Origin of the sequence: Sediminibacillus sp. JSM 1682029, assembly GCF_041366435.1 — a bacterium.
In the GTDB taxonomy this organism is placed as follows: domain Bacteria; phylum Bacillota; class Bacilli; order Bacillales; family Amphibacillaceae; genus Sediminibacillus; species Sediminibacillus terrae.
In genome coordinates this window covers 51,916-71,799 of the sequence record NZ_JBEWYY010000003.1, presented here as the reverse complement: position 1 = coordinate 71,799, position 19,884 = coordinate 51,916, and the positions used below count along the sequence as shown (strand labels likewise).

20 protein-coding genes and 1 other annotated feature are annotated in these 19,884 nt (G+C 44.1%); of the genes, 3 read left to right on the top strand and 17 right to left on the bottom strand.

Features of this window, described 5'->3' with window-relative positions; all coding sequences use genetic code 11:
* Window positions 1–835: 835 nt before the first annotated feature.
* Window positions 836–1,618 (top strand): HAD family hydrolase, encoded by a 783-nt coding sequence (locus tag ABVF09_RS06695; protein WP_371068813.1) that lies wholly within the window; start codon window positions 836–838, stop codon window positions 1,616–1,618.
* A 55-nt stretch (window positions 1,619–1,673) separates the two neighbouring features.
* Here ABVF09_RS06695 and serA read toward each other — a convergent pair whose 3' ends face one another.
* The 4 genes from serA to ABVF09_RS06675 all read right to left on the bottom strand — a co-directional run bounded on the left by serA (window position 1,674) and on the right by ABVF09_RS06675 (window position 6,440).
* A complete protein-coding gene (gene serA, locus ABVF09_RS06690) occupies window positions 1,674–3,260 on the bottom strand; it encodes a phosphoglycerate dehydrogenase (RefSeq protein WP_026568896.1) in 1,587 nt (528 codons plus the stop codon).
* 44 nt (window positions 3,261–3,304) lie between these two features.
* Complete coding sequence (locus ABVF09_RS06685) at window positions 3,305–4,459, bottom strand: pyridoxal-phosphate-dependent aminotransferase family protein (protein WP_026568897.1); 1,155 nt, start codon at window positions 4,457–4,459, stop codon at window positions 3,305–3,307.
* 76 nt (window positions 4,460–4,535) lie between these two features.
* Window positions 4,536–4,758: a binding site (T-box leader), on the bottom strand.
* Between the two features lie 237 nt (window positions 4,759–4,995).
* Entirely contained in the window at window positions 4,996–5,454 is a 459-nt protein-coding gene (locus tag ABVF09_RS06680) for an Hsp20/alpha crystallin family protein (protein ID WP_026568898.1), read from the bottom strand.
* Window positions 5,455–5,576: 122 nt separating this feature from the next.
* On the bottom strand, window positions 5,577–6,440 hold the full coding sequence (locus ABVF09_RS06675) for an AraC family transcriptional regulator (protein WP_371068812.1): 864 nt from the start codon (window positions 6,438–6,440) through the stop codon (window positions 5,577–5,579).
* A gap of 184 nt (window positions 6,441–6,624) precedes the next feature.
* Between ABVF09_RS06675 and ABVF09_RS06670 the strand changes: the two genes are divergently transcribed.
* Entirely contained in the window at window positions 6,625–7,368 is a 744-nt protein-coding gene (locus ABVF09_RS06670) for an SDR family oxidoreductase (RefSeq protein WP_026568900.1), read from the top strand.
* Between the two features lie 54 nt (window positions 7,369–7,422).
* Here the strand turns inward: ABVF09_RS06670 and ABVF09_RS06665 are convergent, their stop codons facing one another.
* The 8 genes from ABVF09_RS06665 to ABVF09_RS06630 form a co-directional block, all read right to left on the bottom strand.
* Window positions 7,423–7,932: a hypothetical protein gene (locus ABVF09_RS06665; RefSeq protein WP_371068811.1), complete on the bottom strand. Its 510-nt coding sequence runs from the start codon at window positions 7,930–7,932 to the stop codon at window positions 7,423–7,425.
* A gap of 337 nt (window positions 7,933–8,269) precedes the next feature.
* Window positions 8,270–8,500 carry a 30S ribosomal protein S18 gene (gene rpsR / locus ABVF09_RS06660; protein WP_026568902.1) on the bottom strand — a complete coding sequence of 77 codons (231 nt, stop codon included), beginning with the start codon at window positions 8,498–8,500 and terminating at the stop codon, window positions 8,270–8,272.
* 52 nt (window positions 8,501–8,552) lie between these two features.
* Window positions 8,553–9,023: a single-stranded DNA-binding protein gene (gene ssb / locus ABVF09_RS06655; RefSeq protein WP_026568903.1), complete on the bottom strand. Its 471-nt coding sequence runs from the start codon at window positions 9,021–9,023 to the stop codon at window positions 8,553–8,555.
* A gap of 12 nt (window positions 9,024–9,035) precedes the next feature.
* Window positions 9,036–9,326, bottom strand: a complete 291-nt coding sequence (gene rpsF / locus ABVF09_RS06650) for a 30S ribosomal protein S6 (protein WP_026568904.1) — start codon at window positions 9,324–9,326, stop codon at window positions 9,036–9,038.
* Between the two features lie 161 nt (window positions 9,327–9,487).
* The gene (gene ychF, locus ABVF09_RS06645; RefSeq protein WP_026568905.1) at window positions 9,488–10,588 is read right to left on the bottom strand and encodes a redox-regulated ATPase YchF; all 1,101 of its coding nucleotides are present in this window, start codon (window positions 10,586–10,588) and stop codon (window positions 9,488–9,490) included.
* A gap of 886 nt (window positions 10,589–11,474) precedes the next feature.
* A complete protein-coding gene (locus tag ABVF09_RS06640) occupies window positions 11,475–11,678 on the bottom strand; it encodes a DUF951 domain-containing protein (protein ID WP_371068810.1) in 204 nt (67 codons plus the stop codon).
* A gap of 3 nt (window positions 11,679–11,681) precedes the next feature.
* Window positions 11,682–12,578, bottom strand: coding sequence for a mechanosensitive ion channel family protein (locus ABVF09_RS06635; RefSeq protein ID WP_337189808.1), 897 nt, complete (start codon window positions 12,576–12,578; stop codon window positions 11,682–11,684).
* A 44-nt stretch (window positions 12,579–12,622) separates the two neighbouring features.
* Entirely contained in the window at window positions 12,623–13,642 is a 1,020-nt protein-coding gene (locus ABVF09_RS06630; RefSeq protein WP_026568908.1) for a YkvI family membrane protein, read from the bottom strand.
* A 134-nt stretch (window positions 13,643–13,776) separates the two neighbouring features.
* Here ABVF09_RS06630 and yyaC point away from each other — a divergent pair, with 134 nt between their 5' ends.
* Window positions 13,777–14,367 carry a spore protease YyaC gene (gene yyaC, locus ABVF09_RS06625; protein WP_153461459.1) on the top strand — a complete coding sequence of 197 codons (591 nt, stop codon included), beginning with the start codon at window positions 13,777–13,779 and terminating at the stop codon, window positions 14,365–14,367.
* 129 nt (window positions 14,368–14,496) lie between these two features.
* On the opposite strand, the gene ABVF09_RS06620 is transcribed toward yyaC, so the two are convergent.
* From ABVF09_RS06620 to ABVF09_RS06600, 5 genes are all read right to left on the bottom strand, one after another.
* A complete protein-coding gene (locus tag ABVF09_RS06620) occupies window positions 14,497–15,210 on the bottom strand; it encodes a DUF554 domain-containing protein (protein ID WP_371068809.1) in 714 nt (237 codons plus the stop codon).
* 123 nt (window positions 15,211–15,333) lie between these two features.
* Complete coding sequence (locus ABVF09_RS06615; protein ID WP_026568911.1) at window positions 15,334–16,170, bottom strand: ParB/RepB/Spo0J family partition protein; 837 nt, start codon at window positions 16,168–16,170, stop codon at window positions 15,334–15,336.
* The gene (locus ABVF09_RS06610) at window positions 16,142–16,924 is read right to left on the bottom strand and encodes a ParA family protein (RefSeq protein WP_026568912.1); all 783 of its coding nucleotides are present in this window, start codon (window positions 16,922–16,924) and stop codon (window positions 16,142–16,144) included. The genes ABVF09_RS06615 and ABVF09_RS06610 overlap by 29 nt, the downstream gene beginning before the upstream one ends.
* Before the next feature lie 206 nt (window positions 16,925–17,130).
* Window positions 17,131–17,994 (bottom strand): nucleoid occlusion protein, encoded by an 864-nt coding sequence (gene noc / locus ABVF09_RS06605; RefSeq protein ID WP_026568913.1) that lies wholly within the window; start codon window positions 17,992–17,994, stop codon window positions 17,131–17,133.
* Window positions 17,995–18,577: 583 nt separating this feature from the next.
* The gene (locus ABVF09_RS06600; protein WP_153461464.1) at window positions 18,578–19,624 is read right to left on the bottom strand and encodes an ATP-grasp domain-containing protein; all 1,047 of its coding nucleotides are present in this window, start codon (window positions 19,622–19,624) and stop codon (window positions 18,578–18,580) included.
* Window positions 19,625–19,884 lie beyond the last annotated feature (260 nt).

Sequence of the window (19,884 nt, the reverse complement as noted above, 5' to 3'; positions counted from 1 at the left end):
TGTAAGAAAAAGCACAGCTCAAGCGCTGTGCTTTTCTGTCTTATCAGGAACGGGTTCGCTTTCCGCTTTTAGACCGGAAAACACCGTTTCATTCATAATTCCACTAACTGATTATAAACGAAAAATGGGTGTTTTTACAAATTAAACTACCTCTTCGCCATGGTTGATGACAAGTGGCGCCTACTTTCTTTTTTTCTACTACTAGTTTACTTCCGGCAATATTCGCTGTAAGCTGTTTTTAATACACGCTGTTTTCTTTAAGGCTTGTTTTTTTACGTGAAGCATATGAACTGTGGCATGAAATCAAAAAACTTCCTATCATTCTTCTCATTCTTCACTCGTTGAGCTGGAATGCGGCGCTGCGGAAATACCCTGCGCTTTCCGCGGGCGGCTGTTGAGCTTCCTCGAGCTAGCGCTCTGCGGGATCTCACTCTAAGGCCTTTTCTCCCGCAGGAGTCTCCGGGTATTTCCTTCGCTATTGTACAGTTTCCTATTCAGAAACAGACGGTACTAAGTCTCATTCCAATCTGAGGAAAAATACAACATCGAGTGGGAAAGGAACTGTCTGAAGCCCGCCCAGTGGGTCTTTCTGTTAAGCTTTGTAGCTGGCTTTCTCGCTACAAGGGAGCAAAGGAGTTGGTTCAGGTAGTACCTTGGCTGAAGCGTTCCCCACGGAATGCAAATGTTTTTCCTTACCTCCGGGTTAGCACTCATTCTATATAGCATGAGATCAAGCTGCACAAACATTGTGCATTTTCCATAAAGAATATAAAGAACTAAACGCAACGCAGTCTGTGAAAAGAGGCTTAATAAAACATTACAGGGGGAGAAACGAATGTTGAAAGCAATCATGTTTGATTTGGACGATACGCTGCTTTGGGACAAAAGAAGTGTGGAAGAAGCATTCAGAGCAACCTGTCTCACGGCCGCAAAGAAGTATGGCGTCGATCCAGACCTTCTGGAAGAAAAAGTTCGCGAGCAGGCGAGCGAGCTCTATGCAGGATATGAAACCTATTCTTTCACGAAAATAATCGGCATCAACCCGTTTGAAGGACTTTGGGGTGAATTTACCGAGGATGATAAAAACTTCCGGAAGATGAATAAACTGATGCCGACTTACCGGAAGCAGGCATGGACGAAAGGATTGGAAGCGGTCGGAATCCATGATCCCCAGCTGGGTGCTGAATTGGCTGAGCAATTCCCGCGGGAAAGGAAAAACAGCCCCTTTACATACGAAGAAACATTTCGCGTCCTCGACCGATTAAAAGGAAGGTATCGGTTACTGCTGCTCACCAATGGTTCACCGGATTTGCAACAATCCAAACTCGATTTGACGCCGGAAATCGCCCCGTATTTTGACCATATCGTCATTTCTGGCCAATTTGGGAGCGGAAAACCTGATCCGGCGATTTTCGAACATGCGCTGGGACTGCTTTCCCTGACGAAAGATGAAGCCATCATGGTTGGCGATAATTTACGGACCGACATTCTCGGCGCTTCCCGTGCCGGGATTAAATCCGTCTGGATCAACCGACTCGGGAAAAAGACCGACGAGGTCGTACCAGACTATGAAATTTCCCACCTCGACGAGCTTGGCGATGTTTTGGCCAAACTCTAACAGACCTTGTAAAAAAACAGGCGCAAAAGCAGTTTACCTGCCTTGCGCCGTTTTTTTATAAATCGATGGCTGTCACATCATGGATATCTGCCAGTCCGGTTAATTGATTCAGGCCTTCTTTTTCCAAATGTTTGTCGATGGTAAGCATCATGATGGCATCCCCGCCGACATTGGACCTCCCCACCTGCATGGTCGCGATATTGATGTCCTGCTCTGCCAACAGGCTGCCGACTCTTCCGATTGCACCTGGCTGGTCTTTATGGTGGATGACGACCATGTGTCCCTGCGGGATGACATCGACGCTGTAATTGTCGACCTTGACTATCCTGGCACCAAGACCGTTCAGCAATGTTCCGGATACTTGGCGGGTTCCCGACTTGGTCTTCACTTCAACCGTCAACAGATTGGTAAAACCTTTTGTCGAGGATGTTTTGTGTTCATTTACGGCAATCCCCTTGCGCTCCGCAAAGTATGTTGCGTTCACATCGTTGACATGATCACCCAAGTGGCGCTTCAGTAAACCTTTGACCGTATTTCTCGTCAGCGGAGCCACTTCGACTTCGGTCAAATCACCAGAATAATAGATATGCACCTCTTCCGTCACTTCCTCTGTCAAATCGGTCAAAAACACTCCCAGTTTTTCCGACAATTCGAAGTATGGAGCGATTTTATTCATGATTTCTTTTGGCACGGATGGCAAATTGACTGGATTTTTAGCCAAACCGCCATTCAGGAACTGGACGACGTCGTGGCTGACGTCGATTGCCACGTTCTCCTGCGCCTCTACGGTGCTGGCACCAAGATGGGGAGTGGCTATGACTTGTGGCAGCTCCAGCAGCTTATGGTCGGTGGCAGGCTCCTCTTCAAAAACATCCAACGCAGCCCCTGCCACTTTTCCTTCGCATATCGCTTCATACAAAGCTTCCTCGTCGATGATGCCGCCCCGTGCACAATTGATAATTTGTACGCCGGTTTTCATTTTCTGGAATGCTTCCCGATTGATCAAGTGCCTGGTTTCCTTGAGCAGCGGCGTATGGACCGTAATAAAATCGGCCGCTTGCAGCACTTCTGGAAGTGTTCCGTATCCGATTCCCATTTTGTCTGCTTTTTCCTCGGTCAGAAACGGATCGTAAGCCATGATATTCATTCGCTGTCCCTTCGCTCGTGCCGCTACTTCCGCTCCAATTCTTCCGAGACCGACGATACCGAGTGTCTTGTTTTTCAATTCGACACCTACATATTTTTTGCGTTCCCACTGTTTATGCTTTAACGCATAATATGCCTGAGGAATATTGCGGGCCAGGGACATCAGCATCGCGATCGTATGCTCCGCCGCTGAGTTCGTGTTGCCATCGGGAGCATTGACCACGACGACCCCATGCTCGGTGGCCGCCTCTAAATCAATATTGTCGACACCCACACCGGCCCGCCCGATTATTTTCAGATTGTCAGCCTTCTTGATGATTTCCCTTGTCACCTGTGTCTGGCTTCTTACCAAAAGGGCATCGTAGCCGCCGATTTTATCAGCCAACGTCTCGGCGGAAAGGTCGGTGTCGACGGTCACCTCGATGTTTTCTGCCTCTCTCAATGGCTGGATACCTTCTTCACTTAATGGATCACTGATTAAAACGTGAAATGCCATCCTTATTGGACCCCCTGTTCTTTTTTCTTCATCCTTAAGCAATACTACTTGTGTTCCTCCAAATACACCTGCTGCGCTGCCCTTGTCCCGGTACCCAATTCGATATCTTTGCCGATCTGCTGTAGGCCGATTTCCATCGCACCGACGATTTGCAGCACATCAGCCGGGGAGCAGTATCCCATATGACCAACCCTGAAAATCTTCCCTTGCAGATGCTGCTGTCCACCTGCCACCGATAGATTGAAGCTCTGTTTTACGGTTTTCCGCAAATCCTCGGGCGCAAAATCCCCCGGTTTTACAGCGGTGACGGTCGGCGAAGCAGCTTCATCCTTTGTCAGCAACGGAATTTCCAATGCCCGAAACGCTTCCCTAGTCATTTTCATCATCAGTCGGTGCCTGGCATAGACATTTTCCAATCCTTCTTCTTCGAAAAGATTCAGTACCTGATTCAACCCAAACAAAAGGGACAGTCCGGGGGTAAACGGAGTCGCATTTTTCTCCAGGTTATCCCGATATTTGCGCAAATCCAGGTAAAAGCGCGGCTGTTTGTTGGATTCGATGACCTGCCAGGCCCGTTCACTGGCCGCAATGAAAGTCAATCCTGCCGGCAGCATCATAGCTTTCTGGGAACCGGTGACCAATACATCGATCCCCCAATCATCCATCCTGGTTTGCACTCCCCCGACACAGGAAACGCCATCGACAATCACGAGTGCATCAGACGAAGCATGAACCGCTCTGGCTATTTCCCTTATCGGGTTGAGTACACCGGTGGATGTCTCACAATAAGTAGCAAACACCGCTTTTATGCCAGGATGGGTTTCGAGGAACTGTTTTACTTCCTCCGGATCGACTGCACTTCCCCATTCCACTTCAAACCGATGGGTTCTCATTTGATAGGTTTCACAAATCTTGGCAAATCGGTCGCCAAAAGCACCGGTGATCACCACCAACACTTCATCTCCTGGTTCGACGGTGTTCACTACAGCCGTTTCCAAGCCCGACGTGCCACTTCCGGTAATGATCATGACGTCCTGTTCCGTTCCAAACACCGGCTTCAGCCTTGGGCGGATTGTCGCGAGCAATTCCTTGGTTTCCTGTCCCCGATGTCCAATCATCGGTTGGGCCATCGCCCTCTCTACACTCGGCGGTATGGGACTTGGTCCAGGGATTCTTAATAAATGCTGATCTGGTAACATGCTACGTCTCCTCTCTTTTCTTCTCGTTAGCAGGAAATTTTCCCATTAAAAAAACTTCCCGCCCCCTACGATTTTGGTAAGGGGCGAAAAGTTATCACTCACGCGGTACCACCCTTTTTCACTGTCTTCCAACAGTCTTCATTGGCGCCATGCGTAACGGGCATGAAGCGGGCAGACCTACTAATGTTTCAGCTTGCCTATTCCGAAGTGCTATTCCATAACAGCAGCACTGGTTTCCACCGACCACCAGCTCTCTGAAGTCTGCCATTTATCGAACTTGTCTCCATCACCATATTTATGTAACAACTTGAATTTTTATTTATCATAGCAAATTTGTTGTTATTGTCAATATATTTCGTCAATTTTGTTTTGTTGCACCTGTATTCCAGAACTGTCTTGTAAACGCTTTATGCGCTGCTGTTGTTGTACTTATTCCTGTAAAATTTTCTTACAAAAAAGTTGCATAAATAATCATGTTGATTATTCAAAAAAGCACTTCAATCCGGGTACTCCAAATTGAAGTGCTTGCATCTTGCTTAGTCAATGTCGATTTGGTTGCTCGTCTTGGCCTCTTTTGGTCCCCTGATGGTGAGCACGCCATTTCTGTAAGCAGCCTTGGTTCTATTTTTCTTGATTGTGTACGGCAGCTGAACAATCCGTTCGACACCTTCAATCATCCGCTCCCTGCGGTAATAATTGTTGACGTCGTTCGTCTCTTCTGCCTCGCGATCGTCGATCACCGCGATTTTCAAACGGTCTCCCATCGGTTCGATTTTGATATTTTCCTTGCTGACTCCCGGAATTTCCGCCTCTATCACCCACTCATTCGGGGTTTCATACAGATCGACCGCGATGGACGTTTTTTTGAACATCGGCTGTTGAAAAAGCGAATCGATGGAGCTTAACAATCCGTTGTAGGGAGCATTTTTGAAATACTCTTCCATTTGGCTGAGCGGACTGTTTTTCTTTGGCTGCCGTCGATTTTCTTCTCCCACATCAACTCCCCCTTCCCACTGCTGATTTCTTTATGGTTAGGATATGGAAAATGGCTCAAGTTGGTATGGACGAATGTCACGGGTATAACAGCCTTTGTACGTTTACTATTCTGCTTAGATAATCACTCTTCTAAGGACTTTTGAAATCGGTCCACATCCGTTTTTGGCGGTAAACCGAATAATCTTGCATATTCACGGTTAAATTGTGTAGGACTCTCGTAACCAACTTGAAAACCTGCATCAGCAGCCGCAGTAGTTTCCGTCAATAATAAATTGCGCGCTTCCTGCAGTCTTAATACTTTTTGATATTGCAGCGGAGTCATGGCCGTCACATTCTTAAAGTGCTGATGAAAGGAGGACGTGCTCATGTGTACCTGTTCAGCAAGCTCCTCTACCCTCAATGGTTCTTTAAAATTACGGTAAATCATTTGAATTGCCTCAGCGATGCGGTTTACGTTGGACCCGTTCTTGGCAAACTTAACGATGTGGCCGCCTTGCTTACTCTTAACTACTCGATAAAGAATTTCTCTGAGTACAAGGGGAGATAAGGGCTCGATATCTTCCGGGGTATCCAACAGCCCTACCAGGCGGGTTATCGCTTCCAACAAACGGGGTGTCGTTTCATTCAATACCAGGCCACTAGGAGCTGCTGTTTTAGTCGGGTGCTGAAGCGGTGTAGTATTTAACAAATTGATTATCTCTTCAAGTTGAAAGCTGATTTGGATACATAGAAAGGGCCTTTCGGTTTCTGCTTGAATAACCTGTCCGATGATTGGCAGATGGACCGAGGCAATTAAATATGACGTTGCATCGAACGGAAAACGATTGCCGGCCAATGTGGCCATCTTCGCTCCCTGGACAATGACACAGATGGATGGTTCGTAAACTGTATGGATTGGTTCTCCCGCAGCCGACTGACGGATAATGTTCAGCGAAGGAATCCTGGTAGGATGATCACCATCCACAACTATCTGTTCATTAATCAATGAAATCAATTGCTCTTGATATTGGACAATACTATTCAGCGCTTTCGCTTCCCTTCCTACTTAGATATGAGTAGCTTACCAAATAGTTGGAGAATTAGGCAATGATTTGCGAGTAACAGGCTACAGGTTTTAGTCGGCTTTTTATTAAAATGAATATCAGACATACAATAAGGAGTGAACATTTATGGCATTATCATTGACTGGAAAAGTAGCTTTAATTACGGGAGGTTCACGTGGAATAGGAGAAAAAACGGCTGTAAAGTTAGCTGCAGAAGGGGCAACAGTTGCGGTCAACTATGTTTCCAATAAAAATAAGGCGGAAGCAGTAGTTGAGCGAATCACTACTCAAGGAGGAAAGGCAATAGCAGTACAAGGAGATATTGCCAACGTCGAAGATATCAAGCGAATTTTCTCGACAACATTAGAGGCATTTGGAAGGATTGATATCTTGATCAATAATGCCGGGGCAATGGTTACCAAACCTATTGATCAAATTACCGAAGAGGATTTTGACAGACTATTCGCCATTAATGTAAAAGGTACCTACTTTGCGATCAAAGAGGCATACCGATATCTAGAAGAAGATGGCCGCATCATCAACCTTTCCACCTCTGTTAACGGGAACATGTTTCCAACTTATAGTTTATATGCGGGAACAAAAGGGGCAGTCGAACAATTCACACGCCAACTGGCAAAGGAATTCGGTCCAAAGAATATCACCATCAATACTATTGCGCCCGGACCAATTGCCACAGAGTTATTTTTTGCAGATAAAACGGAGGAACAAATAGAAACATTCAAAAATAACAATGCCTTCCATCGCCTTGGAACTCCGGAAGATATTGGAGATGCCATCAGTTTGCTGTTAAGCCGGGAAGCATCATGGATTACCGGTCAAACACTGCGGGTAAATGGGGGATTCATTTAAAAACAATTAAGCGGTCAGGCATCATGGGTTATCCATGATGCCTATGTTTAAGTGTTAATCATCCACCAAGTGGTCATCATCAAGGTTGCCACTGAATAAAAAGGGGAGGACATCACCGTCTTCCAAAGTAATTGCCAGCTGTGTTTTAAAGGAATCCAGGTATATTTCGTTGAAATGGATTCCCGCCTTAAGTTCATTAGTGCCTGCCGGTATCTTGATATAGCCAGGACCATTTGAATTTTTCTCTGCTTCCCCGTCTTCTGTACCATCCACCGTTTTTGGGCCATCATAGCCGCTGAGTGGATATACGTTTCCTTCTCCGTCCTCCAAATAAGTCGAATTTGAATCATTCTCTTGTTTATCTGTTTCTATTATCACATCTTCGTCTGTGTGGTTACTGATTTCATAATAGATAGTGGTCATTTCATATTTCTGTCCTTGAAATTCTTCGACACGATCAAGTGTTACTTCTATCCCTTGCTTTTCTTTTGTGTCCGGATAAGCAAACGTTCCTGGAGAATCAGAGTTGCAAGCGCTCGATATGCCAATGATTAAGAGCATCATCCATAACATTGATTTCCGAATAACAATTCCCCCTTGTAATGTGCTTATATATTGTGAGGATTTTATTAGCAACAAGGGCTGATTCAGAACTTATTTTCTTTTATATTTCATTTATTTTAATATTTAAAGTTTGAGGATAAGACGGGAATGATTGCCTTCCTGACTTTATAACTTTATAACTTCATTTGAGCTTATCGTGGAGAGTTAATAGTGGTGGATATAGTTTGCTATTTATCGCCCTTATTTCCAGATTTATTATAGAATAATATATATATACTTTTCAAAACCTCATGCAACAAAAAAAGTCCTATGGATTCCTCCATAGGACTCTTTCGCATTACTCGGTCACGTATGGCAATAGAGCCATTTGACGAGCACGCTTGATAGCTTTAGTCAATTTACGTTGATATTTTGCAGAAGTTCCAGTCACACGACGAGGAAGAATTTTTCCACGCTCAGAAACGAAACGTCTCAGCAAATCAACATCTTTATAGTCAATGTGTGTAATGCCGTTAGCTGTGAAGTAACACACCTTACGACGCTTTGCACGACCACGACGAGCTGCCATAGGTATTACCTCCTTTTATCTTGAGTTTAAAAGTATCGCACTTTCAAGCTCTTTAGAATGGTAAATCATCATCTGATATATCGATCGGTTCCCCATTATTGCTGAATGGGTCCTCTTCATTTTGTCTGGAAAAATCGTTGTTGTTCGATTGGTTCTGATTCTGTTGATATCCTGGTGAGCCTTGTCCTCCACCTTGGGAAGATCCTTTTGTTTCCAGGAATTGTACAGTATCGGCCACTATTTCGGTGACGAATACCCTTTTTCCGTCCTGACCTTCAAAGTTGCGTGTCTGTACACGTCCGTCCACGCCGACCAGGCTTCCTTTACTCATAAAGTTGGCCAGGTTTTCGGCGGCACGTCTCCATACCACACAGTTGATAAAATCAGCTTCCCTGTTTCCTTGCTGGTTAGAAAAAGGTCGATTGACAGCTAATGTGAAATTAGCCACTGCTACTCCATTTGGTGTATAGCGTAAGTCCGGATCCTTCGTCAACCTGCCGACAAGTACGACACGATTTAACATCAGAACCACTCCTTATTGGTCGTCTTCGCGAACTGCAATATGACGAATAATGTCATCAGAGTACTTCGCTTGACGGTCGAATTCATTAATGGCGGTTTCATCGCCTTTAAAGTTGATTAGCACGTAGAAGCCATCGCGATAGTTATTGATTTCATAAGCAAGACGTTTCTTGCCTTTTTCATCAACTTTATCGATTTCCGCACCATTATCTGTAAGGATTTTGTTGAAACGCTCGATCAAAGCCGTTTGCGCTTCCTCTTCGATATCCGGGCGGACGATGTACATGATTTCATAATTTCTCATCCGTTTGCACCTCCTTTTGGACTTAACGGCCCCTTTTTTTGCAAAGGAGCAAGGAGTAATCATTAATTACTCACAATGTTGAATTATACCAAAGTCCTTAGTATTGTGCAAGTACCTACCCTAACCTGCACTGCAACACAAAGAATGACGAATTCCCCTGCTTACACATTGAAACGGAAATGAATGATATCTCCGTCTTTCACCAAATAGTCTTTTCCTTCCAATCGAACCTTCCCTTTTTCCTTTGCTCCATTCATGGAACCAGCTTCCATTAAATCATCATACGAAACAGTCTCAGCCCTGATAAAACCTCTTTCAAAGTCAGTATGGATGATTCCTGCTGCCTGTGGTGCCTTAATACCTTCTGTAAAAGTCCAGGCACGTACTTCCTGTTCACCTGCTGTGAAATAAGTCGCCAGTCCGAGCAGATTGTAAGTGGCTTTGATCAGTTGATCCAACCCGGATTCTTCAATGCCCAGTTCTTCAAGGAACATTTCCTTTTCCTCGCCTTCCAGCTCGGCAATTTCCGATTCGACTTTGGCGCTGATGACAATGACTTCCGCATTTTCCGTTGCGGCAAACTCGCGGACAAGCTTCACGTTTTCATTATCGTCAGCATCCAACAATTCATCTTCTCCGACGTTTGCCACGTAAAGAATGGGCTTGCTGGTCAACAGATGCAGCCCTTTCACCAGTTTTTGCTGTTCATCGGTGAATTCGACTGCGCGAGCAGGCTTTTCTTCCTCCAGTGCGTCTTTCAGCTTGCTTAACACTTCAAACTCGGCAACTGCTTCCTTGTCTTTTTGTCTTGCCATTTTTTCCACACGTTGCAAACGCTTTGTCACTGACTCCAAATCTGCCAGAATCAGTTCCAAATTGATTGTCTCGATATCGGAAATCGGATCTACTGTTCCGGAAACATGGGTGATGTTTTCATCTTGGAAGCAGCGGACCACATGACAAATGGCGTCCACTTGACGAATATGTGACAAGAATTGGTTTCCAAGTCCTTCCCCTTTACTTGCCCCTTTGACGATCCCGGCAATATCGGTGAACTCAAAAGCCGTTGGAATCGTCTTCTTCGGTTTTACCAATTCTGTTAGCTTCGTCAACCGATAATCAGGGACTTCCACTATTCCTACGTTTGGATCTATTGTACAAAATGGGTAATTTGCCGATTCTGCCCCTGCCTGTGTGATTGCATTAAACAACGTAGACTTTCCTACGTTGGGCAAACCGACAATTCCTGCTGTCAATGCCATAAAAACTTCCACTCCTTAAGGATACCGCTCATATGAACGTTTCAGTCATACCAATTATAGATAGACTTGGCCGAAATGACAAGTTATCAAAATGACAAAACAAGGGAAACATCTCCCCTTGTTTTCCAAACTTAGGTACGTGATATTCAGTTTTGTTATCGTGCAGATAAATATTTTCAGAAATCATGTTTTTTGGAAGCTCTTTTTACACGTTATCACTCTATAACTGGACAGTTAATAGAAACAGCGCATTAACTGTAATGGGAAGTGTCCTTGCCTATTCAAAAAGCGTGCTAACCACCGCTTCGGTAGCATACTTCGCTTTCCGCGGGCACGGCTTCAGCTAACTTGATAAAGAAAACCGCTTTACCAAGTGGATCTTCAGATCGTGCCGTTCCCGCAGGAGTCTGCGCATGCTACCTGCGCTAAAAAGCATGCTAATTTCGCAAGCGTAGAGAATTTTTCATTGAGACCCAACAAGCCATCTTAAAACCGGTTGTCAGGAAATGTGTACTTCTTTTCATAAAAAACTGTTGGAGTTCCGTCTTTTCTCTTGTACTTGAACTTTCTACTTGTTTTCCTAGCTATTTCTTTTGATAAAACGGTACATGGAGTACCGAAAAATAAAAAATGTCTAGTACACGCATTTTTAAACAGGAATCTGTTCCTAGCGAAGAAAATACCCGGAGACTCCTCGAAAATACAAAACAATTTTCTTCGTGCGATGCATCGCTGCCGCAGCCTTCCTTGTCCTGCGGGAGGAAAGGCCTCGGTGAGATCCCGCAGAGCGTCAGCTCGAGGAAGCTCACCAGCCGCCCGTGGAAGACGCATCCAAACTATGTCGTAGTTTATAAGCCGATTTTTGATTTGTTTCACGTGAAACAAATCATTCTGTTTCTTCCTGTCTTTCCAACACTTTTTTCATTTTGCTATTGAACTTCTTTCGGGGAATCATCACGCTGTGGCCGCAGCCTTCGCACTTAATCCGGATATCCATGCCCATTCTGATGATTTTCCAGCGATTTTCCCCACAAGGATGGGGCTTTTTCATCTGTACAACATCATGTAATTTATAGTCTTTTTCCTGCATCGTTTACTCCCCTCTTTCTCCTTGATTTTGATTGGAAGATTCCTGTTCCCGACTGTACATGACCATCCGTGGCAAAGGAATGTCAATTCCATGGCGTTCCAGCCTTCCTTTGATTTCCCTTCTCATCACTCTTGCGATCATCCAGTGCTCCATCGGCACCACTTCTGCAATCACCCGAATCACAACATGCGAAGTTTCCATTGTCTGTACGCCTAGCAACTCGGGCACTGTAATCATTTCCGGATATTGTGCCGGAAGTTCCGGAAGCAGCTGCTCAATGATTCTTTCCGCAGTCGGAATGTCCGCTTCATACGGGATATTGACATCCACTACTGCAATGCTGTTATGGATGGAATAGTTGGTCACCTGGTCGACGCTTCCATTGGGGACGATATGCAGCTCACCTGTCCAGCTCAAAATTTTTGTCGTCCTTAAGCCAATTTCTTCAACTGTCCCTTCTATCCCCGCAGTTTGTATATAATCGCCGACTGAAAATTGATCCTCGAAAATGATGAAAAAACCGGTAATCACGTCACGAACCAAGTTTTGCGTTCCAAACCCGATTGCCAATCCGGCGACACCGGCACCGGCCAACAGTGCGCCGATCGGAATGGTCATCGCGTCCAGAATCATGATGAAGGCCGTGAAATAGACAACATAGGTCAACGTGTTTTGAACTAGCTTTTTCAAAGTGTTTTCTCTTCGCTCGCTGATCCGGAACGGCCCTCGCTCCCGTTTACGGAAAATCCGGTTGATCAAAGTGGTACCGATCCGGATGATGAGTGCAGAGATAATCAGGATCATGATGATCTGCAGGATGACATATCCCACTTGCATCCAAAACTCCGGTCCCATCAGGCGTTTCACCCATTCAGCCCACTCTTGTTGTATTTGTTCCACTTTTTGTCCTCCAAAATTGATGGTAGTAATCATTTTACCATTTTTCATTCTATTTTGTACCTATTAACTATTGGATAGACGATAATACACGATAATACATAGAGATTGAGAACCCCATATAGTGGGTATAGGTATTCTATCAAGGTTGAGAAGCCTATGCTGGTCAGCGGAACCATAAGAAGCACGAGAATGGTAGCCAGCACCCAAAGCGGATAATTCAATTTGTCTCTCACTCTTGTAACCAGACCGAGTGTTCCGGAAACGGCAGTCGTGAAAATTGCCAGCCAGAGAAGCACCGAAATAAACAAAAACATGACGTAAGGGTAATTCTTCAGTATTGCAAAAAGTGGAATTTCATAGAGCAAAACTTCGTCGGATATTTGGATGAGACTGTTGTTATAGATATAAGAAATAACACCGAGCACTATTCCGCTGCCGACGCTGGCGATCCATATCTCTCCCCTGCCCTTCATCTCGTTTCCGATGGCCCCGAGAACCGCAATGAGCGGCAGAATGTTAAGGGCGGTGAATGGAAAAGCTGCTGTCCAATTTCTTTGTTTCGATATGTCTGGCAAGAAGGAAAGCTGCTGATGAAAAGAAAAGATAAGCAATGTTGCTAATAGACCGGTAATCAACAATGGCAGGATGAAACTGTTCAAGGATAATACACCTTTTATGTCCCAAATAAAAACGCCAATCAACGGCAAAACGATCGCTGTGATGCCCCACCACGCCGGAAAACTGAAAGCATGCCAGGTAGCACCGCTGCCAGCCAGCATGATCACCGTGGTTGAAAATAAATAGACAATGATCATGCCATCGTACAAAAAAGACAGCTTTTTTCCGACGATGGTTTGCAGGACCGGCAAATAATGAGTCGATTGGCTTGTATAACTGATTTGCAGTACAACATAACAACTTATCGAGAAAAGAATCGTGAACAGCAGGATGGCTAGTCCACTTTCATGGCCAAAAAATTGCCAAAGCTCTCGTCCCGATGCATATCCTGCACCAATCATGGTGCCTACTATTAAAAACATCCATTTAAAACCTGATTTCCACATATTGATCTGCCACCTTTTCACCCGGTCAATGTTTGACAGGTTTTTTTACTGGACCTTTATGTAACACATTTGCACAGGTATAAAAGTATTAAAAATTCGTATACTAATACCAATATGTTTCTGGAGGAACAGCTATGAATCTAAAAAAGAGAATTTCCGGTAAAAAAGAAGGGCGTTTCCATTATGAAGATGTATTATTCTCCCAGAATATGCGGCAAGGTCTAACAGAATTACTGCCGTTTTATGCAAAGGAAATCGTTGTTGTCTGTATTGGCACGGATCGTTCAACGGGAGACTCGTTAGGACCTTTGACAGGCACCCTGTTAAACGAAAAAGCCAATCAAAGATTATCGGTATACGGAACTCTGTCAGATCCGATTCATGCCGTGAATTTGGAAGAAAAAATGGAAATGATCGAACAACGACACCCAGAAGCCTTTATTATCGCAATAGATGCCTGTCTGGGACGGATAGACTCTATCGGCACGGTAACCCTATCCCCTGGACCGTTAAAACCGGGAGCGGCTTTAAAAAAGCCCCTGCCGGATGTTGGAGATATACATCTGACAGGAGTAGTCAATATCAGCGGTTACATGGAGTTTTTAGTTTTGCAAAACACGAGACTGAACATTGTAATGCAAATGGCAAGAAAAATAACCGATTCCCTTCATCTTTTAGATTTGGAACTGTCAAAGCAGCAGGCTGTGCCCTTCCGAGTTAAGTAAGAACGATACTTAACATAGGGAAAAGCAAAGAAACCCGTCCTTCATAAACCGTGGACGGGTTTCTTTGCGATTCAATTGTCATTCAAAAAATAAATCTCACAACCGCTTGACTGTATCGAGTGCGTCCATTCATCCTGCAATCAATCCATAAATGTAATATACAACGCCTACAGTCACCAGGGCAGGCAGCAGGTTGGCGACACGGATTTTTGTTAGTTTAAGCAGGTTCAAACCAATAGCAACAATCATCAGTCCTCCCACTGCCGTCATTTCAATGATAAATCCATCGAAAAACGATTGAGGGAACCAGCTGTCGATTTGTGTTGCCAAAAGCGCAATTCCTCCTTCATAAAACAAAACAGGTAAAACGGAAAATATGACACCCAACCCCATTGTAGTGGTCAGCACTAATGCGACAAATCCATCAATGAATGCTTTCGTGATCAATACGCCATGATCACCGCGTATGCCACTGTCCAATGCCCCGATGACAGACATGGCTCCGATGACAAATATCAAGGATGCGGTGATGAAGCCTTGTGCTACACTAGTCTTCCCCTTACCTTTTCCAGCAAACTTCCTTTCAATCCAGTAACCGGCATTGTTCAATTTTTCCTCAAGGTGCAGGGCTTCCCCTGCAATGGCCCCAGTAAGGAGTCCCAACAGGACCACGACAATGTTTTCGGAAGTCAAGGCCATTTGCATCCCGATTAACAGGACCGCCAAGCCGATTCCATGCATGACGGTTTCTTTATATCTTTCAGGTATGTTCGCGAAAAACAAACCGATAAGTGATCCTATGATAATACAAATTACGTTTATCATCGTTCCAAGCAAAACCATATGTCCATCTCCACTCTTTTCCCTTGCGCTTCTTCTTTTTACCTTGTTTCACGTGAAACAAGATAAAAAATAAGCCCGGCCGTCAGGATGGGTATCCTGCTGGACCAGGCCTTGTTGGCACTGTTATTGAAATTTGCCAAGAATTCGATCTAAATCCTCATTCGAGAAAAATTCGATTTCTATTTTCCCTTTCCGCTTGCCACGGTGTATGGTGACACCTGTTCCCAAGTGGTCACGCAATTGGCTCTCCCTCTCCGAAATAAATATATCCTTTTTCGGCTTTTCCTTTTTCTTCTGGGGTGCCTTTTCGTTCAACTGGATAATCAGTTGTTCCACCTGCCGGACGTTTAAGCCTTCTTTTCGGATTTTATCAACCAGTGGATTCAGTTTTTGTTTATCCTTCAGGCCTAGTAAAGCACGTCCATGCCCCATTGTCAGTTCTCCATTGTTGATCAATGCGCTGATCTGGTCTGGCAAGCTTAACAGGCGGACCAAATTCGCAATGTGTGGCCTGCTTTTACCCAGCCTCCGAGCCAACTCTTCTTGGGTAATGTTTAATTCTTTCATCAAATTTGCATAAGCTGAAGCTTCTTCAATCGGAGATAAATCTTCCCGCTGCAGGTTTTCCAGAAGTGCCAGCTCCATCATTTTATCATCTGTCAACTCTTTGATGATGACAGGGATTGTTTTCAAGCCTGCTTCTTTGGCAGCCCGGAATCTCCTTTCGCCAACCACAATTTCATAGCCTTTGATGCTTTTTCTAACAATTAATGGCTGGAGAATACCATACTCCAAAATGGAATCCTTCAATTCTTCAATCGCATCTGCATGGAATGTTTTCCTTGGCTGATATGGATTCGGCCTGCATTCTTTCACCGAAATTTCCTGAACAGATTCCTCTTCCTTTGTTTCCAACTCAGGAAAAAAAGCATTAATACCTTTCCCCAACCCTCTCGCCATTAGCGATCACTTCCTTTGCTAAGTCTAGATAAACATCTGCGCCTCTAGATTTGGGATCATAAATGATAATCGGTTGTCCATGGCTGGGCGCTTCTCCAAGCCTGATATTTCTTGGAATGATGGATTGATAAACTTTATCCTGAAAGTACTTTTTGACTTCTTCGATTACCTGGATACCTAAATTTGTTCTGGCATCAAGCATCGTCAACAATACACCTTCGATCATCAGTTCCTTGTTCAAATGTTTTTGTACAAGTCTGATGGTGTTTAACAGCTGACTTAAACCTTCCAAGGCATAATACTCACACTGTACAGGAATAAGGACAGTATCTGCTGCTGTCAGTGAGTTAATCGTCAATAATCCTAGAGATGGCGGGCAATCGATAATCACGTAATCATATTCATCCTTGACACTGTCGATTGCCTTTTTCAATCTGACTTCCCTGGATATAGTCGGTACCAGCTCTATTTCAGCGCCGGCAAGTTGTATGGTCGCGGGTATGATATCTAAATTTTCTACGGTTGTAGGAACACATACTTTTTCAGCTTCTAAATCTTCCACCAGCACATTATAGATGCACTGCTCCATATCCGCTTTATTTATTCCTACGCCACTCGTTGCGTTTCCTTGCGGGTCAATATCGACAAGCAGGACTTTATGGTTTAAGTATGCGAGACATGCACTAAGATTCACTGCTGATGTAGTTTTTCCTACGCCACCCTTCTGATTAGCAATGGCGATTACTTTTCCCATGGTGTCACCTACCTACTCTAAAACTTCTAACTCTTTTATTTTATCACTTATTTTACTCTATGAATGCGAAAAAAAGATAGTTTTTTAAAATGTTAGCTTTTTGTAATCATCTTATGAATCGCCGCATCAACGATTCAACCGCCTGCGGTGTTCCACATGGAACAAAAGAGTGCTAAAAAACACCCATCTTTATTAAAAAGATGGGACTAGCCTTGATTATTCTTTTTCGGAATTTTAATCGTGATTTGATAGTAATTCTCATGGTCTTCTTCATCGGTTTCTAAATCGATTCCGGTATCTGAAACCATGGTCAGTGATTGGCGAATCGTATTCATTGCAATTCGCATATCTTTATTCACGCCTTTTAATTTTGCTTTCTTTTGCTTCGGTTTGTCGGCAGATAGTTTGGCGATCCGCTCTTCTGTTTGCTTGACATTCAAATCCTTTTCCAGGATTTCAGCGAGGATTTTTTCCTGTTTTTCAGGATCCTTTAAAACGATTAAGGCGCGTGCATGCCTTTCGGTGATATGTTTTTCAAGTAATGCCTGCTGAACGGATTCAGGCAGTTTCAACAGACGCATTTTGTTGGCTACAGTCGATTGGCTTTTCCCCAGGCGTTGGGCAAGCGCTTCCTGGGTAAGTCCATGCAACTCCAATAAGCGCTGATAAGCCATCGCTTCCTCGATGACAGTCAGCTCTTCTCTTTGTAAATTTTCTATTAAAGCAACAGAGGCTGTTTCTGTATCGTTCATTTCTCTAATGATGGCAGGAACATTTTCCCATTGTAAGTACTGTACCGCCCGCCATCTTCTTTCTCCCGCAATTAGCTCGTACCCTTCCTCTTCCTTGTCCAGTTTACGGACGACGATTGGTTGAATCATCCCGTGTGTATGTATCGTTTGGGCTAATTCTTCAATCTTTTCCTGTGTGAAAATGGATCTCGGCTGATAGCGGTTCGGTTCTATCTGATTGACAGGAATCTGGATTACTTCATCCGGATGATATTCCTCTTGGACTTCTGAGTCTGATTTCTCACCTAGGCCAAATATACGGCTGAACGGGTGTAACATAGTCAGACACACCACCTTTACTAAACGGTCATTGGCTATATCGTATCGATTCTATTTGCGATGTTCCACGTGAAACAGAGAAAAATAGAAAACAGAAAATGCGCTGCAGTGAGAAGCTGCTGCGCATTGATAGCCATTTCAGTTTCCAATTATTATTTTATCATAGATTTGGCAAGAAAAGTATCGTTCTGGATTGTTTATTTTATAAAAATTGTCTATTTGCCGGCTTATCGTCATAAACACGGGGCCGAGACAAAAGCATGGCCATCAAAACAAAAACCGAGCGAATTTGACTGATCAATCAAATTCGCTCGGTTTTTAATAGTTGTGTTTCTTAGAAAGACTTCTTATTACCCTGTTGTTTGATGCGTACTTGTATGTTACGGCAAGGTAAGCAGACTCCAGCGGTATTTAGCTGAAGCCATGCCCGCGGAAAGCGAAGTACCTTGCCGGAGTGGAGTGTGCTCTTTAGACAAGTGAATGTTAGAACGGTTTACTTTTTTAAACCAAAAAAACCGAACGAATGATGGAATCGTTCGGTTCTTGTGTTGACCACGATACGTTTGTCCCAACCACGCTTCCTTTACTCTGCCTGGTTATGCAGTTTTTCTTCATTGATTTTGGTGACCAAGTCATAACGTGCCAGTTCCATTTCCGGAGTCGATGTCAACCACTCAAAGTCAACCGGCTTTCCTGCTGCCAGAGCGATAAAGGCCGCCGGAATGTCGGCTCCCGCAGCGTGTGAAAAAGCATAACCGCCGCCGAACCGCGGGTTGATGTCAATGATATAATAATCCTTTCCATCATAAAACACATCGGTATTCAAATAGCCTTTATGCTTAAAGTGGTCTCCGATCTTTTTACCGATTTCCACCAAAGGCTTATCATGGCTGGTAATCGTACGATCGACATCTCCCCCACGCATAGCCAGCTGTTTTCTTGCCAGTGAAGTAAGGAATTTTCCTTCTAAATCGTTGACAATATCCAGACTGTATTTTTCTCCTTCAATGACTTCCTGGATGATGACATTGTCTTCCGGATCCTTTTCTGTATCGAAACGAAGCGGTGATTGCTCTATTTTATGGACTGCCAATTGGTATGCTGACTTCAACTCCTCCATATTGTTGACGATCTCTATCCCGATAGACGCAGAGCCATTGCGTGGTTTTACAATAAATGGAAAGTAGCTTTCCCCGTTATTTACACCTGCTTGGACGTCTTCAATCGTAAAGTATGAAACCGGGGCTTTTAAACCGATTTCGCCCAGCAGTTCTTGATATCTTCCTTTGTCCCTTACCTTGGTCACTACTTCAAGATCCGGGATGAACAACTTCACTCCTAGTTCATCAAAAGCAGCCTTGTTCTCAGCTAATTTCGGAACCTCCCAGTCATTCAAAGGAATCAACATTTCAATTTTATCTTCCTTGCAAATTTCCAGTATTTTTTCGGCATATTTATCATCGGTCTGATGCGGAATGATATAGGAACGGTCCGCTACCTGCAGCGATGGTGCGTTATAGTCCGGGTCTGCAACAATCACATTCCCCAGAATCCCCGCTTCTTTCAGTGCTTCTTGAAAAAAACCGATAAAATCTATTCTTCTCGCACCGGATGTCAGTAAAATATTCATATTTGCTCCTCCAAATCGCTGTATTTTTCTGCTTTCCATGGTGAGTAGTTGTTATATGCCCAGATAAGCCGCAGGACAAACCTATGTAACGTAATAGTTAATAAATTGTATTACTTTGGGATTGCCACCAAAACAAAAAAACCGAACGGATTCCAAAATCATTCGGTATGCTTGCCCCCTTGCCTTTGTCACAGCTACTGCATTATCCGTTGCTACTTTTCTTTTTATCCTTTTTATCAAACCACCAAAAGAGCAACGCA